The sequence below is a fragment of the Nibrella viscosa genome, assembly GCF_039541875.1.
In the GTDB taxonomy this organism is placed as follows: Bacteria; Bacteroidota; Bacteroidia; order Cytophagales; family Spirosomataceae; genus Nibrella; species Nibrella viscosa.
Genome location: NZ_BAABHB010000004.1, coordinates 456,553 through 472,416, shown reverse-complemented (window position 1 = coordinate 472,416; position 15,864 = coordinate 456,553). Strand labels below are relative to the sequence as shown.

14 protein-coding genes are annotated in these 15,864 nt (G+C 53.6%); 10 read left to right on the top strand and 4 right to left on the bottom strand.

The features are described 5' to 3' along the window. Window positions 1-254 precede the first annotated feature (254 nt). Window positions 255-614 (bottom strand): hypothetical protein, encoded by a 360-nt coding sequence (locus tag ABD931_RS13695; protein ID WP_345268005.1) that lies wholly within the window; start codon window positions 612-614, stop codon window positions 255-257. Between the two features lie 306 nt (window positions 615-920). On the opposite strand from ABD931_RS13695, the gene ABD931_RS13690 reads away from it, so the two are divergent. The 8 genes from ABD931_RS13690 to ABD931_RS13655 all read left to right on the top strand — a co-directional run bounded on the left by ABD931_RS13690 (window position 921) and on the right by ABD931_RS13655 (window position 7,621). Continuing rightward, a complete protein-coding gene (locus ABD931_RS13690) occupies window positions 921-1,634 on the top strand; it encodes a GntR family transcriptional regulator (RefSeq protein WP_345268003.1) in 714 nt (237 codons plus the stop codon). Between the two features lie 18 nt (window positions 1,635-1,652). Beyond that, window positions 1,653-2,420 carry a deoxyribose-phosphate aldolase gene (deoC, locus tag ABD931_RS13685; RefSeq protein ID WP_345268001.1) on the top strand — a complete coding sequence of 256 codons (768 nt, stop codon included), beginning with the start codon at window positions 1,653-1,655 and terminating at the stop codon, window positions 2,418-2,420. Between the two features lie 4 nt (window positions 2,421-2,424). After that, window positions 2,425-3,552, top strand: coding sequence for a hypothetical protein (locus ABD931_RS13680; RefSeq protein ID WP_345267998.1), 1,128 nt, complete (start codon window positions 2,425-2,427; stop codon window positions 3,550-3,552). A gap of 40 nt (window positions 3,553-3,592) precedes the next feature. Continuing rightward, window positions 3,593-4,507, top strand: a complete 915-nt coding sequence (locus ABD931_RS13675) for a sugar phosphate isomerase/epimerase family protein (protein WP_345267996.1) — start codon at window positions 3,593-3,595, stop codon at window positions 4,505-4,507. 301 nt (window positions 4,508-4,808) lie between these two features. Beyond that, window positions 4,809-5,162: an aspartate 1-decarboxylase gene (gene panD / locus ABD931_RS13670; RefSeq protein WP_345267994.1), complete on the top strand. Its 354-nt coding sequence runs from the start codon at window positions 4,809-4,811 to the stop codon at window positions 5,160-5,162. Window positions 5,163-5,268: 106 nt separating this feature from the next. Next, window positions 5,269-6,324 (top strand): lysylphosphatidylglycerol synthase transmembrane domain-containing protein, encoded by a 1,056-nt coding sequence (locus ABD931_RS13665; protein ID WP_345267992.1) that lies wholly within the window; start codon window positions 5,269-5,271, stop codon window positions 6,322-6,324. A gap of 7 nt (window positions 6,325-6,331) precedes the next feature. Further along, window positions 6,332-6,817 (top strand): D-glycero-beta-D-manno-heptose 1-phosphate adenylyltransferase, encoded by a 486-nt coding sequence (rfaE2, locus tag ABD931_RS13660; RefSeq protein ID WP_345267990.1) that lies wholly within the window; start codon window positions 6,332-6,334, stop codon window positions 6,815-6,817. 117 nt (window positions 6,818-6,934) lie between these two features. Beyond that, a complete protein-coding gene (locus tag ABD931_RS13655; protein WP_345267988.1) occupies window positions 6,935-7,621 on the top strand; it encodes a zinc metallopeptidase in 687 nt (228 codons plus the stop codon). 64 nt (window positions 7,622-7,685) lie between these two features. On the opposite strand, the gene ABD931_RS13650 is transcribed toward ABD931_RS13655, so the two are convergent. After that, window positions 7,686-8,090 (bottom strand): phage holin family protein, encoded by a 405-nt coding sequence (locus ABD931_RS13650; RefSeq protein ID WP_345267986.1) that lies wholly within the window; start codon window positions 8,088-8,090, stop codon window positions 7,686-7,688. Between the two features lie 163 nt (window positions 8,091-8,253). Between ABD931_RS13650 and ABD931_RS13645 the strand changes: the two genes are divergently transcribed. Then, window positions 8,254-8,976 (top strand): class I SAM-dependent methyltransferase, encoded by a 723-nt coding sequence (locus tag ABD931_RS13645; RefSeq protein WP_345267984.1) that lies wholly within the window; start codon window positions 8,254-8,256, stop codon window positions 8,974-8,976. Between the two features lie 4 nt (window positions 8,977-8,980). Here the strand turns inward: ABD931_RS13645 and ABD931_RS13640 are convergent, their stop codons facing one another. Together ABD931_RS13640 and ABD931_RS13635 are read right to left on the bottom strand one after the other, a co-directional pair. Then, window positions 8,981-10,663 carry an amino acid permease gene (locus ABD931_RS13640; protein WP_345267982.1) on the bottom strand — a complete coding sequence of 561 codons (1,683 nt, stop codon included), beginning with the start codon at window positions 10,661-10,663 and terminating at the stop codon, window positions 8,981-8,983. Window positions 10,664-10,935: 272 nt separating this feature from the next. Next, the gene (locus ABD931_RS13635) at window positions 10,936-12,387 is read right to left on the bottom strand and encodes a sigma 54-interacting transcriptional regulator (RefSeq protein ID WP_345267980.1); all 1,452 of its coding nucleotides are present in this window, start codon (window positions 12,385-12,387) and stop codon (window positions 10,936-10,938) included. 170 nt (window positions 12,388-12,557) lie between these two features. On the opposite strand from ABD931_RS13635, the gene ABD931_RS13630 reads away from it, so the two are divergent. After that, on the top strand, window positions 12,558-15,818 hold the full coding sequence (locus ABD931_RS13630) for a DEAD/DEAH box helicase (protein ID WP_345267978.1): 3,261 nt from the start codon (window positions 12,558-12,560) through the stop codon (window positions 15,816-15,818). Window positions 15,819-15,864: the final 46 nt, after the last annotated feature.

Here is a 15,864-nt window from a genome sequence, read left to right as displayed (position 1 = left end):
ATGGAGAAGTGGCAAAAGCCCTTAGCGAACTGGTCGTTGACGGTGCAGCAACTGGTCATTTTATTTGGAGACCGTGTGAAGCCTTACATGAAAATTTAAACCATGACACACTTCATTGAACATATCCAGAAGAAGCAGTAATTGTCCGGGCCAGCATCCCTGCTGGCCCGCTGGACTTCTATGCCTTGTTAGCAAAAAGCCCTCCATTGTAGAGGGATTCAGACAATATTTTACAAACCAGCAAGCGCCTAATGCTAGTGGTGCTCAGGCTGTAACGTTTCTTTGGCTGTTTGAGCTTTTCCTTTCCGATTGCTCCTAGGTGGAGCCGGCAAATTTGTTACCTCTTCATTATTAGCTTCTACACGCACAAAGGCTGAGTCAACAGCCTCTATGACTGCTTTGATGCCTGATGAGGACTGATCAGTTTGGGTATGGTTCTTGTCGGGTTCAGCCTCATAAGCAAGTGCCTCGGCTAAGTTCATGTATGGGCCTTCGTGGTTGAGCCACTGTTCACGGGCTTTAGCCATCTCCTTCTTCGTTAAGCCATTTTTTATCAGCTTGACTTCTGGACTATCTGGAGCCTTACGTTGCTGTTTTTTTGCTGTTCTGCTCATAGCGTTCTCACTCTTTTTCAACCGAACTTTTGGAGGTTAATGTAACCGCAATTTGTCTCCGACATTCGCCCGGTCGGGAGCCTGGTAGTCAGGTAACGAGAAGTTGTTGGTTTGCGCTGGAGCCTGCTGAAGTGACAGCAAGTTACGAAAAATATTGATAGCTGGCACAGACCCCAGACGAGAGAATTATTCAACTGTGTGAGCAGGTCAACTATCAACGGCGAAACAAATCCTCCACTATTACCGTCGTAAATTTCTGCCCGTTAAACTTGTATAGACAAGCTAAACGTATAGCTTTGCCGTACAATGACAAAGCAACGGCAGTACCAGCACATTCACGAGTCGCTGAGGCAGCAGATTCAGCGGGGGGAGTTCCCCACGGGCAGTCTGCTGCCGTCGGAAAATGAGTTGTGCGCTACGTTCCAGACCACCCGGATGACCGTCAGGCAGGCGCTGAACGAGCTGGTTCGGGACGGGTACATCAAACGCCAACACGGGAAAGGCAGTATTGTCACGTCGGAACGGCCGGCCCTGGGCCTGCTTTCCTTCCGGGGCTTCTCGGAAGTGGTCGGAAACGCCAGCCATGCCGTTCGTACGACGGTGTTGCAACCGCCGGTTCAGACGGCATGGCCTGCGCCGTTCTTCTTTCCCCTGTCGCCGGACGAAGCCGAAGCCGGCTGTATTGAACTGGTCCGCCTGCGCTACGCCGATGAACGACCGGTGATGCTGGAACATACCTACCTCCCGGCCATCGGCACAAAATGCCTGCTGACCGATGAGTTGATCGACGGCTCCCTGTTCAAAACGGTAGGGGTTCGGCTTCAGATTGACATCCGGAACCTGGAACAAAGCATACGGGCGGTAGCGGCTACCGCCCAACAGGCTGAAATTTTTGGCTGTAACCGGCATACGCCCCTGCTGTATATCGAACGCCGTTATCTGACCAGCCGGCCGGATTTTTACATCTACAGTACGCTGTACTGCCATACCGAACACTACGCCATCAGTAATATTCTTTAACCGCTAACCCATTATACCATGAACACAACCCTTATCCGCGAAATTGCCAAAATGATTGACCACTCGCTGCTCCATCCGACCATGACGGATGCCGAACTCCGCGACGGCTGCGAGCTGGCCAGACGGTACGATGTTGCCTCCGTCTGTATCAAGCCGTACGCCGTTAAGATGGCGGCCGACCTGCTGGCCGGCTCCGAGGTACTGGTGGGCACGGTCATTGGCTTTCCCCATGGTAACAGCACCGTGGCCATCAAGGTGGCCGAAACCGAACAGGCCTGCCGGGATGGTGCCGTCGAGATTGATATGGTGGTGAACATCGGCAAAGTGCTCGGCAACGACTGGGACTACGTACAGGCCGAAATTCAGGCCGTTAAAGACGCCTGCGCCAAACACGGGGCTATTCTGAAGGTCATTTTTGAGAACGACTACTTACCGGAAAATTCCTACAAAATCCGGCTGTGTCAGATTTGCACCGACGTCAGGGCTGAGTTTGTCAAGACCTCGACCGGCTACGGCTTCGTCAAGGGGGCCGATGGCAAATACGGGTACGAAGGGGCAACCGAACATGACCTCCGCCTGATGCTCGCTCATGTGGGGGCGGGGGTTCAGGTAAAAGCGGCCGGGGGCGTTCGCACGCTCGACGGGCTGCTCAAGGTCAAAGAAATGGGGGTTTCCCGCCTGGGAGCCAGCGCCACCGCCACCATTATGGAGGACGCTTACCGCCGATTTGGTGCCGTAGCGGCCGATGCCCCCACCGGACCCATTCAGGAGTCAAAAGGGTATTGATCCCATGACCACCCACATACAATCCCTTATCGACCGTTTACGCACCGCAGAGCCGCACTCGCCCCATAAGGCGTTTGTGGGTATCGACGGCTACGTCGACAAAATACAAAAAGTGGTGCGGGCCAAGCGCCCCGACGGCAATGACTATTTTGACCAGATCAGTGAACTGGCCGATCTGCTCCAGACGCTGGCGGGCAAAAGCGGTCAGATCGAACTGGTGACGCTGGCCACCAAAATCGGCGGCAATGCGCCCATTATGGCCCAGGCGCTGGCCTCGCTGGGGGTCTCCAATCGTTGCGTCGGCACCTTGAGCGATCCGGTATTCGAGCAGATGCACCGGGGCTGCGAGCTGGTTTCCCTCGGTCCGCCGGCAGAAACCAACGCCCTGGAGTTCGGGGATGGCAAGCTCATTTTCTCGGAGGTAACCGTATTCGACCGGCTGCGCTGGTCTTTTGTGGCCGGGCAGATCGGCCTCGATACGCTACAGCAGCAATACGCCGATAGCCAACTGGTGGCGTTTGTCGACTGGGCCAACCTCCCCCATAGCAACGAACTCTGGGAGCAATACCATCGGGCGGTGGTCAGTCAGGCACCGGCTAATCCGGATCGTCAGTTGTTCTTCGACCTCTGCGACCCGACCAAACGCTCCACCGAGTCGATTCAGCAGGCCCTGGCGATTGTGGCGCAGTATGCCTCCTACGGCAACGTCACGCTCGGTATGAATGAGAACGAAGCCCGGCGTATTTACCTGGCCCTGAACAACCACAGCCCGGCCGATGGATTCCGGCTGGCGCAGACGCCCGGCTTACACGACATAGCCCAGTTTATCCGGGAGAAAACCGGCATCCCGACGGTGATGATTCATCCGGTCGACTGTTCGCTGGTCGCAACCGCCGAGGGTGTTCTGGAAGTAGCAGGCCGTCTGGTCACCTATCCGAAGGTCCTGACCGGCGGGGGCGACAACCTGAACGCGGGCTACTGCTGGGGGTTGCTGCATGGATTTGGGCTGTGCGACTGCCTGCTGCTGGGCATGGCTACCTCCGGGGCGTATATCCAGAACGGGGCCAGTCCCACGCCGGCTGACCTGATTGCCTACCTCGATCAGTGGCTGGTCGAGCAAGTCACTGCCTGAGCAATTGCCGGTACCCTTCATTCCCTAAACCAAAATCACTATGCTTCAATTAGGCTTTGTCAGCGCCATTCTGGCCGACCACTCCCTTGATGCTGTCTTTAAGTTTGCCGCCGAGCACCGCTTTCGTTGTGTGGAACTCATGTGCTGGCCCACCGACAACAGCGATACCCGACGGTACGCCGGTGTCACGCACATCGACGTTGAGACTGCCGACGTGGCGCACATTCAAGGCCTTCAGCAACAGTACGGCGTCAGCATTTCGGGCCTGGGGTATTATCCCAACCCCCTCGACCCGGACCCTGAGAAAGCGGAGTATTACCGTGAACACCTCAAAAAGGTAATCCGGGCCGCAGCCCGGCTCCATGTGCCTGTGGTCAATACCTTCATCGGCCGGAATCCATCCCTAAACCTCACCGACAACCTGAAGTTGTTTGCCGAACACTGGCCGGCCCTTGTGCAGGAGGCCGAACGGGCAAACGTAAAGATCGGGATTGAAAACTGCCCGATGTGGTTCACCAGCGATGAATGGCCGAGCGGCAAGAATCTGGCCACTACCCCGGCGGTATGGGATCGGATGTTCGAAATTATTCCTTCGCGGGTGCTGGGCCTCAACTACGACCCTTCTCACCTGATCTGGCAGATGATGGACGAGGTTCAACCCATTTACGACTACCGGGATCGGCTGCACCACATCCACCTCAAAGACGTGAAGCTCTACCGGGATAAACTCAACCGGGTGGGCATTATGGCAAACCCGCTGGAATACCACTCGCCTAAATTGCCGGGCCTGGGCGACGTCCGCTGGCGGGAGTTCTTTGCCGCCCTGACCGATGTACGCTACCGGGGTCCTGTTTGTATCGAAGTGGAAGACAAGGCCTACGAAGGCAGCCCCGACGATGTACAGACGGCCATTCTCACCGCCCGGAATTACCTGAGTCAGTTTCTGGTGCTTTAGTCAAAGCTGAAAGGGCCTAACCACGCGCTCGTCCGCGTTTATAACGCGAGACGGGCGAGGTCCGCGTTTGTAACACGAGTGTATTGGTTGGTAGCGGAAGGATGTTTATCTGCGCGTCGCAGACGCGAACCTCGCCCGTCTCGCGACACAGTCGCGGACGAGCAGAGTTGCAAACGTGAACGAGCGCCGGTACCGGACGGTTCGGTGCCGGCCTGGCCGGGGCGGAACCATCCGATTCGGCCCCCTGTTTTAGCGATTGAACGGATTGCCTTATCTTTGCAGCCGTTTTACCAGCACGACCATGTTCATTACTGCTTTAAAGTCCAAAATCCACCGCGTGAAGGTCACCCAGGCCGAACTCAATTATGTCGGCAGCATTACCATCGACGAAGACCTGATGGACGCGGCCGGCATTATGGAAAACGAACAGGTGCATATCGTTAACAATAACAACGGCGAACGGCTGATTACCTACGTGATCAAAGGCGAACGCGGCTCCGGTATCATCTGCCTCAACGGCGCTGCCGCCCGGCGGGCTCAGGTCGGTGACATCATCATTATTATTGCCTACGGGATGATGACGCCCGAAGAAGCCAAAACGCACAAACCCACGGTGGTTTTCCCCGACGAAAACAACCGGCTGGTCAAGGGCTGATGGTGCCGTTTACACATATTAACAAAACGATTAAGCCTTATTCTGTTATTTTGGGCGGAATATGGCTTTTTTGCTTTCCGGAGCATACAGACCTGACATAGCACTTATGAAGTTTAGCATAAAAGATTTAGTAAAACTGCTGGTATCCCTCGGTTTAGCCGCCGGTCTCCTTTGGCTTTTTTTCCAATACAGCGGCATTCGCATCGACGAAATTGTTGAGCGCTTCCGCCAGGCCGATTACCGCTTTGTGCTGATCTCGGCCGCGCTGGCCTTTGTGGCGCACTGGAGTCGGTCTATGCGGTGGCGCATGCTGATGGAGCCGGTTGGCTATCATCCCAGTGCCCAGAACGCGGTGCTAGCCGTCATGACGGGCTATTTCGCCAATACGCTGGTGCCCCGGTTGGGTGAAGTAACCCGCTGCGGTACGCTGAACAGGCTGGAAGGGGTGCCGGTCAACGTCAGTTTCGGGACGGTAGTGGCCGAGCGGATCATCGACGTACTAATGCTGCTGGTGCTTATCGGCCTGACGTTTCTGCTGGAATTTAACCGGCTCAGCGAGTTTTTTATCGGTCTGTTTTCCGACAAACTGGGCGGGGCTGGTCAGAACAGCAACACCACCCTGATGCTCCTGTTCGCCGGTGGTCTCGTTGGCCTGGCAATTATAGCCTGGGTTTTATTCTCACGGTATAAAGAAGTGCTGCGCCGGAAGCCCTTCTACCAGAAAGTTGAAAAATTTGTCATCGGCCTGCTCGAAGGCTTAACCAGCGTCCGCAAGCTGAAAAATCCCGGTGGGTTCCTGTTCCACACGGTACTGATCTGGACGCTGTATTATTTAATGTCGTACGTGCTGTTTTTTGCCGTACCCGAAACCAGCGGCCTGGGCATATTGGCCGGCCTAACCATTCTGGTGGTGGGTGCCATTGGTATGACTACGCCGACGCCCGGCGGCACGGGGTCCTTTCAGATCCTGGTGGGCAGTGTGCTGGTGCTGTACGGCCTGGAGAGCAAAGATGGTGGGCTGCTGGCTACCTTTATCTGGGCGGTACAGACATTGACCGTACTCCTCTACGGCGGTATCGCCTTCGTTATTGTCCTGCTGAAAGCCGGTAACCAACCCGCCACTCGGCAGGGGCAGCCAAGCACCGTCGGCAGTAAATCGTAAGTATACCATGACGGATTCTAAAATTCTCACCCGCGAAGAGGCCGTGCAGCAAGCGGCCCGGTGGCAGGCGGCAGGGCAACGGGTGGTTTTTACCAACGGCTGCTTCGACATTGTCCACCTCGGTCATATCGATTACCTCGAAAAAGCCCGAAACCTCGGTGATAAGCTGATTCTTGGGTTAAATACCGATGCCTCCGTAAGCCGGCTGAAAGGGCCGCTGCGTCCTGTGGTGAACGAGTACGCCCGCGCCCGGCTGATGGCGGCTCTGGCGTTTGTGGATGCCGTAACGCTCTTCGATGAACCCACTCCGCTGGAGCTGATTCAGGCCGTAAGGCCGGATATTCTGGTGAAAGGCGATGACTACTCGGTCGAAAACATCGTCGGGGCCGATTTCGTTATGCTGCAGGGGGGAAGTGTACAAACCGTACCTTTGGTCAAGGGCTACTCTACCTCATCCCTGATCGAGAAAATAACGAAGAGTTATCCGGCGTGACCAATGGTAAACAGACTTTACGGACGGTGAAATGAATTGCAGGCAAAAATTGTTTTTTTAATGAACGGTTAGCAAGTTTGGCCGTTCATAACCTAAAACCAGGAAACTACAAAAGCTATGTTAGGTGCATATGTAATTGGTATAATTGTGATGCTGGTCAGCTTGTTTGTGAGCTGGCGGCTGAAGAGCAAGTTTAACGAGTATTCGCAGATTGGGCTGAGCAACGGCCTGAGCGGGGCCGAGATAGCCCAGAAGATGCTCAACGAGAACAATATTTACGATGTGCGCGTGGTATCGGTGGAAGGTATGCTGACCGACCATTATAACCCGCAAGACAAAACAGTAAACCTGAGCGCCGATGTGTACTACGGTCGCTCGGTAGCGGCCGCTGCGGTGGCGGCTCACGAATGCGGCCATGCCGTGCAGCACGCAACAGCCTACGGACCGCTGAAGTTTCGTTCGACCATGGTTCCGGTCTTGTCGATAGCCTCCCGCTATATGCAGTGGATCATTCTGCTGGGGATTCTGATGATCAACACCAGCATTTTGCCGCTGGCGATTGGGGTAGGCTTGTTTGCGGTAACCACCCTGTTCAGCTTTATTACGTTGCCGGTTGAGTTTGATGCGAGCCGTCGGGCGCTGGCCTGGGTACAGAATCGGGGTATCGTTACCCAGCGGGAATACGGATACGCCAAGAACGCCCTGTGGTGGGCCGCTATGACGTACGTGGTAGCCGCCATTGGCTCACTGGCCACGCTGCTGTACTACGTAAGCATCCTGATGGGTGCCCGCCGTAGCGACTAAGCTCAGGAAGCAGTAGTATAAACGTATAAGGAAGCCCCCGAATATTCGGGGGCTTTTATTGTGTTTAGCCGATCAGGGATTGCAGACTCCGCATGGCCGTATTGCCGATCTCGTCCTGCACATAGGCAGGAGGAGCCAGCAACCGGTCGATCAGGACGCCGGCAACGGCCACCACAATGGCAATGATCAGGGCCGGCCAGAAACCGTCGATCCGGAAGCTACTGAGGATCTTATCGATCAGCTTCAAAATCAGCGCCGTTACCACAATTCGCACCACGCCGGTTAGCAGGAAAAAAGTCACCAGATTGAGCGGAAAGCGAAACAGCCAGCCGATCAGGAAGTTCAGGACGGCCAGCAGTACGGCCACCAACAGGGCCGTACCGAAGTTTTTTACGTCTACCTGCGGCATGATATACGCCAGCCCAAAGATGACGGCCGCGTCGAGGAGCAAATGGAGAATAAAGTTCATAAAAGATGAGGGGATGATTTTTTTAAAGGTACAAACTATTTTAGACAAATGAAGGAATACTGCTTATACCAAATCGGCGCGGTGGATGTTCAAATAAAAAAGCCAGTGGATTGAAAAATCATTTCTGCTTTACAAGGAGTTACCCAGTAAACCGACCACACGTATGCCGCTGATTTTCCTTGTTTTGCTACTCACCTTTGTTAACTGCGAACGGCAGTCGGCCCGGCAAACTACCGCCACCGACAGCACCCGCGTGTACCAGTACCGCGATGCCGGCCGGGACGGTATCGGCAAAGTCTATATGGGCCGCGAAATTGCACAGGTAATGGGCCACCTGGGAGCCTCCTGGCTGGAAAGACCGGAACGCGAACAGGAAGAACGCACCGACCTGCTGCTGAAAGCGCTGGACCTGAAACCAACCGATGTAGTTGCCGACATCGGAGCCGGCACGGGGTACTTCACCTTCCGGATTGCCCCTGCCGTACCCCAGGGACGGGTGCTGGCGGTAGACATTCAGCCCGAAATGATTGATTACCTGAATGCGGGAAAGCGCAAGAATAAAACCGCCAATGTAGAAGCCGTATTAGGCACGATAGATAATCCGAAACTCCCACCCACCAGCATTGATGTAGCACTGCTGGTGGATGCGTACCACGAGTTTTCGCACCCACAGGAGATGATGCAACATATTGTGCAGGCCCTGAAGCCCGGCGGCCGGGTTGTGCTGGTTGAATACCGCGCCGAAGACCCGAATGTACCGATTAAGCCCCTCCATAAACTAAGTGTGGCGCAGGCCACCCGAGAAATGAAAGCGGTGGGCCTGCGCCTGCTCCGCGTCGACAAATCACTGCCGCAGCAGCATATCCTGTTTTTTGGAAAGGAGTAGCTCTCTAGGTCAGTACTTCTTTCTCGGCCAGCCGGCTTTTTTTATACCCGTACGAGAAATAGATGATCAGGCCGATAAACAGCCAGATGATGAAGATCATCCAGTTGCTGACACCCAGTTCGGTCATCAGATACAGATTGGTCAGAACACCCATAACCGGCAGCAGCGAGAAGTTATTCCGGAAGGCCAGTACTGCCAGGGTTGCCCAGGTTAGCCAGAAAAACGCCAGCAGCGGCTTATCCTGAATACCCGTCAGAAATAGTCCGCTCCTCCAGGTAAACAAAAGCGCCACCACCAGACCGATGCCAATAACATATTTTCCGTTGATATACGGCACCTTAAACTTCGATTGTTTCGAAATCCCTTTGGCATCCAGGTACAGAATGCCGGCGCACACCAGAATAAAGGCGAAGAACGTGCCAACGCTGGTCAGGTCAATAAAGAACTGCATGTCCAGAAACAGCGACGGTATGGCCACCAGAAAACCCGTTACAATGGTCGCGAAGGATGGCGTCCGGTAGCGCGGATGAATCCGGGCGAATGCCGGCCATAAAAGGCCATCGCGACTCATGGTCATCCAGATGCGCGGCTGGCCCAGCTGATACACCAGCAGAGCGCTTGTAATAGCCACTACGGCACTCACCGAAATCACGCCGGCAATAAAGTCCATACCGACATGCTGAAAAACATACGCCAGCGGATCGTCGACACCCAGTTCTTTATAATTGACCATCCCCGTCAGGATCAGGGTAATCAGCACATACAAAACGGTGCAGATAATCAGGCAATAGATCATGGCCCTGGGCAGATCGCGCTGGGGGTTTTTGCACTCCTCGGCTGTCGTCGAGATCGAGTCGAAGCCGATGAAGGCAAAGAATACAGAGGCAACCCCGCTTAAAACGCCGGCTACGCCGTTCGGCGCAAATGGCGACCAATTTTCCGGCTTCACAAAAAACGCACCGGCCAGAATCACCAGCCCGATCACCGCCAGTTTCAGCACCACCAGAATGTTACTGGCATTACGGGATTCTTTGATACCGATGTAGACCAGGGCCGTAATCAGCACGGTAATCAGCCCGGCGGGCAGGTCGGCGATGAGCTTGAGGCTCCCCAATTGAGGAGCAGCCTCATAGGCCTGCGCCAGGGCTACCGTGCTGCCGGGCAAGGTACTCAGGCTGATACCAGTACGTCCGGCCGCCTGCACGGTCTCATACGCTGCGGCCGCCGACCCATAGTCGGTGCCAAGGTAGCCCGGAAACTGTATGCCAAACCCCGCCAGCATGGAGGTAAAATACTCCGACCAGGAAATGGCCACCACCATGTTGCTGACGGCGTATTCCAGAATAAGCGCCCAGCCGATAATCCAGGCAAATATTTCCCCGAATGATACGTAGGCGTAGGTATAGGCGCTGCCACTCACCGGAACCGTCGACGCAAACTGAGCATAACTCAGGGCGGTAAACACGCAGGCGATGGCCGTAAACACAAACAGCAGCGATACGGCCGGCCCGCCATTGAAACTGGCCCGGCCGATGGTGCTGAAAATACCGGCCCCGATAATGGCGGCAATACCGAGGGAGGTGAGGTCGCGCACACCCAGCAATTTAACCAGATCCTTGGAATCGCCGTGGGTAGCGTCGGCAACAGCTTTGTGAACAGATTTTTTACGAAAAACAGATTCGCTCATGCGGGTATCGTTAGAAGTAGCTTGTCAACGGGGGTCTGAAGGGCTAAAAATAGCCATTGTCAGCGGACATTGAAAATACCCGGAACCTGAAACTTTAAACTTTAAACTAAACTTACGCAAACGAAGTAAGCAGCCTGATTCTATCGGGTTATGCGAACGCCCCTTCACCTTTAGCCCCGCTCATCATATACTGTTCGTAAAGAGGTCGCCGGGTATGAGCGCTGAGAAGTAATATTTTACGTGCACCAAAGCAAGGTGTAGTCAGCACGAGCTTATTGTTCAGGAGTTGAACCGATCTGATAGTCTACAATTTTTTTGGCTAAGGTATTGATTGAGCCATAGCCCAGAGCCGCACACGCACGGGCTTTGTTGCCGCTATGGTACGTTAAAGCGCGTTGGATGAGTGCTTTCTCATGTTCCTGCCAGGAGAACGAGGCCGTTGAGGAGGATGGCAGGCGTATCCAATCCGGTAAATCGGCTACATCAGCCGTCTCACCCGAAAAGACGTATAGGGACTCTATCAGATTTTCAAGCTCACGTATGTTGCCCGGAAATAAATAGGCATCCAGTATGCGCCAGGCTGCCGCCGTGAGCTTAAGCGGTTTGGCCCGGCGAAAAGAGCTTTGTTTCTTCGTTAAGAAGTATTCGATCAACGTTCGCTTCTCAGCGGCTCCCCGTTCAACCAGAGAAGGCAGATGAAGTTCGGCTACGGCTAAGCGGTAGAATAAATCCCAGCGGAATTTGCCGGCCTCGCACTCCTGGCGCAACAATCGGTGGGTGGCGGCTACGATGCGTACATCTGCTTTGCGTTCAGTAGTTGAACCTACCGGCATATAACCACCTGTTTGTAGTACCCGTAAAAGACTTTGCTGCATATACGGTGATATGTCGCCAATTTCATCCAGAAATAATGTTCCTCCCTTAGCGGCATCGAAGTAGCCATCGGTTCGCTTGTCGGCTCCGGTGAAGGCTCCTCTCTCGTAACCAAACAGGCGGGATTCCAATAATGTGTCTCCCAGAGCCGAACAGTTGACCGAAATAAACTTTCTTGTACGGCGGCTGGAATGGTCATGAATATAATTGGCCAGGTGTTCTTTTCCTGTACCGCTGGCTCCCAGAATAAGGCCGGTGACCCGGTCGGTCTGTGCCAGTTTATAAGCACGATCATACACAGGTTGTATGGAGGGGAGAATAAGATGATCAGCCTCTTCAGCATGTGTTGACTGATGCAGTTCCTCCCGGATTACCATCGAAACCGGCATCGACGACTCTTCTGCCTGAGTAACCACCAGCTCGGGCTGCCCGGATTTGGTCTTACTTGGTGGCCGCGTTTGGAGCAGACGCGTCTTTAAGTGTAGCGTCGAGTGGCATAGGTACCAGGCAACCTGCATAGCAGGGGTGCCGGGTGAAATGAATAAATCCAGTTCATGGTCGGACATACTCAGCAAGAGCGCTTCTATCTTTTGCTTGATAGTGCTCATGTCAATAACATCATTAATGTCCATATACCGGTGATTTATCCTATCCCGGTGGTGTGGAAAATCCAGGGCTAACCGATTCATCAGCACGTTCAACCGGGTGTCATCCTCCTTTTCCGATGATAGAATAAGGTGCTGGTCGTGATCGAAGAAATGCTGATGAAACTGGTAGGTAGGTCCTTTTACATTTGCTTCCGAACCAACAAAGTCATTATTGAAAGCATACCAGGAGATTAAGACTCTCATATCATTTTTTGGTAGGCAATTTCAGGATTTGATAAGGCAGAACTCTGGTTTTGGCCAAATAAGCTAATTTTTCTATTGGCATCAAAATAGCAGATTAAAGAGGTGTATCTGGTTTGGTAACGCTGGTTCGCCAGTGATGAGCCGCATGTCTCACCTTAACCCTCTCTGCTATGTTCAACGCACTACTGCCCTGGCACCTCAACCAACTTGCTGCCTCATATCCGGCCGCTAATCAGGTGTTCGTTTATAAAGGTTTTCCGGTCTCTTTCGTGCAAGGATTGAGCGAACACTACCCACTGGTAGATGTACAGGCTGTTAATGCGGAGGGGCAAATTAACCTTGACTATATTGATCAGAACATTCTGGATTACGCGTTTCATCTGCGTAAGGCTTCGTCTTCTAATACCATCCTGTTTTATGAGGAATTTCTCAAACTCTCCCAGGAGGTGCGTAATCTCGAACGGTTAGGCCGGCAGTTCGTTGTGTTCGAGAATACCTTCTACCGGCGGGTGCCTAACCCATCGAACCACAGCTACATGGATGTAGAATGGACGATTGAGCAGAATAAGCCTTTTCAGGAAGATGAGGTCTTCTGCTCATTCTACGCCAACTGCTTCCGACAGGGGGAACAGGAGTATGTTCAGTATCTGACTAATGAAGCAACAGATGCATCAAATGTTGCCTTGCGGGACTTTTTTGATGGTGTAGGGGAATTACCTGCCGTTGTCTCCCTGCCTGAAGATACCATACCAGGTAACGTTATCCTTTTCAAATCCTCGGATAATGTTTATCAGGAATTCAAACGTAAACTGTTCCGTAACGAGCCGGTGGCTGAACCGGTGATGGTGCTTATTGACCAGAACAGCCTACGCACAACCGCTGAGAAGCGGGAACTGAGTATCCTGCATTTTTTGCTTCAGCAGTCCAATGTACCGTATGGGTTCTTTGCCCGCCCTGTTGAGCGTATTGATGAATGCCGACCTGCCATTCTCAGTACATTCCAGCGCCATTGGCGTACACCGGCTAATCCTGAGCCTCAGTTTCGGATGCTGAGCTTTTACCAGGACCCGGCAGTCAGTAACCAACTTGACGATATTTCACAGGGAGCGGTTGTGGAGCATATTGTTCGGCAGAGCGAGGCTGCCCGCTCGGGTAATCTCTATGAAGACATCTTTTTAACCTCTCCTACCGGTGCGGGAAAATCAGTGCTGTTTCAGGTGCCGGGCATTTTCCTGGCGGAGCAGTATGCGTTGATGACGATTGTCATTTCTCCCCTTAAAGCCCTGATGTACGATCAGGTTGAGGCACTTCGCCGTGACCGCCACTTTGAGGGTGTGGCTTACATTAATTCGGACATCTCGCTTATTGAGCGGCAGGAGACTATTGATAAGATTGGCCGGGGTGAAATATCGCTCCTCTACCTATCACCCGAGCTGCTCCTGTCATACGACATCCGCACCTTTATTGGGGAGCGCCCTCTGGGCCTCCTGGTTGTCGATGAAGCGCACCTGGTTACCACCTGGGGGCGTGACTTCCGGGTCGATTACTGGTTCCTCGGCAACTACATCCGGAAGATCCGGAAGTATTCACCGCACCGTTTTCCGGTGTTGGCCTTAACCGCCACAGCCGTGTACGATGGCCCCAATGACCTGGTATATCAGACCGTTTCAAGTCTGAACATGCAAAACCCGGCCAAATACATCGGCAACATCATTCGTCCTGAGATTAGCTTTCGCATAGGGCACGCTGCGCTGGTAGAGGGAAATGGGAATCATGAACAGCAGAAACTGGCGCAAACGGCTATGCGCATCCGGCAGATGGTTGCCAGTGGCACCAAAGGAATAGTGTACTTTCCCTGGATCAGTCAAATCCGGGATGTAATGCCGCTGCTCGATAGCCAAACACGTTCCCGTGTAGCCAGCTATTATAGTAGTGTAGGGGCACATGAGCGGGAGAATACCATTCGACGGTTTAAGACAGGTGAGGTCCTGGTGGTCCTGGCTACTAAAGCGTTCGGTATGGGCGTCGACGTATCCGATATTCAGGAGGTATATCACCACGCGCCGTCGGGTACCCTGGCCGATTATGTACAGGAGTTTGGCCGATTAGCCCGCCAGCCGGGTTTGACGGGGGTAGCCGGCACGGATTACAACGAACGTGACATGAAGTTCATCAACGTGCTATTTGGTCTGTCGTCGCTCAAACAATACCAGGTAGGCCTGGTGCTGCGTAAGCTATGGAATATGTACCGGCTCAAGCGGAAGCGGAACTTCCTGGTATCAGTGGAGGACTTTGCCTACATCTTCCCGCACGACACCGACCCCGAGCAAAAGGTAAAGAGTGCGCTCTTGGTACTGGAAAAGGATTACCTGGCCCGCTACAATTATAACGTTCTCATTGTGCGGCCTAAGGCCTTGTTCTCGGTCGTATACGCCAAAGTAGCTACCGCCGAGGTGCCTGCCTTTGAGGCCCGGTTTGGTGCATTCATTAGCCGGCTCGACACGGCGGCCCGCCCAGCCAGAGTGGTGGCGTATACAGGTAGAGGAGGTGGCTCTATTCTGCCTAAAGCTGATACAGGCGTGTGTTATCGGATTGAACTTGATCGGTTGTGGGAGGCCAATATGCCCGATGAGAGTTTTCCTAAAGTGAAAGCCGACTTTTTTGCCGGCACCCTCTTTGCGAAGTTGGGCCTCTCAACCGTTACGCCCCGGCTGCATTATTGCCTGACCCTGGAACAGAACTGGCCGGAGACGCTGAACGCCTTGACCGAGCGCCTGAACCAATTGGAAACGGTGCTGTACCAGTTCAATGGCTTTTTCTCAAGAGACCAGCTCATGCGACAGTTGCATACAGCTTTTGGTGACGAGTCACTGGCCAGAAAGGCAGCCAACCTGCTCACAACCTTGTACAGCGAAAAGCCTGACTTTGGCCGTAATGGTCACACGCAGCCTTCGGGTACCAACTTCATACAGACCCGCAAGTCGCAGAAAGACGGCGAAACCGAGTACCGGGTTATCAACTATGCGCTGGCTCAGGTGAAGAACTCAACCCGCCAGAAGTTTCAAACACTGTTTGGCGGCCTGCCCGAGAACGAGACTACGCTGCGGAAGTTTATCTCGACTGATGCCGAGAAAAACCGCGATTTGATTAAATTGGCCTATTTACTGGAGGTATTCGACCTGGCAACCTATGAACTGTCGGGCGGTGAAATGCCACAGATCTTTATCCGGATCAACGATCCGCTTAAGATTGAGCGATTTGCTACCTCCGCTTACACCAACAGTATCGTGGAAGAAGTGCATGAGCGCCAAAAGCGTTCGGTCGACCTGCTCAAGTCCTTCTTTACAGCGGACATGACTGATGCCCAACGATGGCAGTTTATTGAAGATTATTTCCTGGGTCGCGAGGTGGAGGAGGTAGAGACAGTATAGTGGCCATCTCCTGAATTTCCCGCTACACCCTTTCCAGTTACGCTAA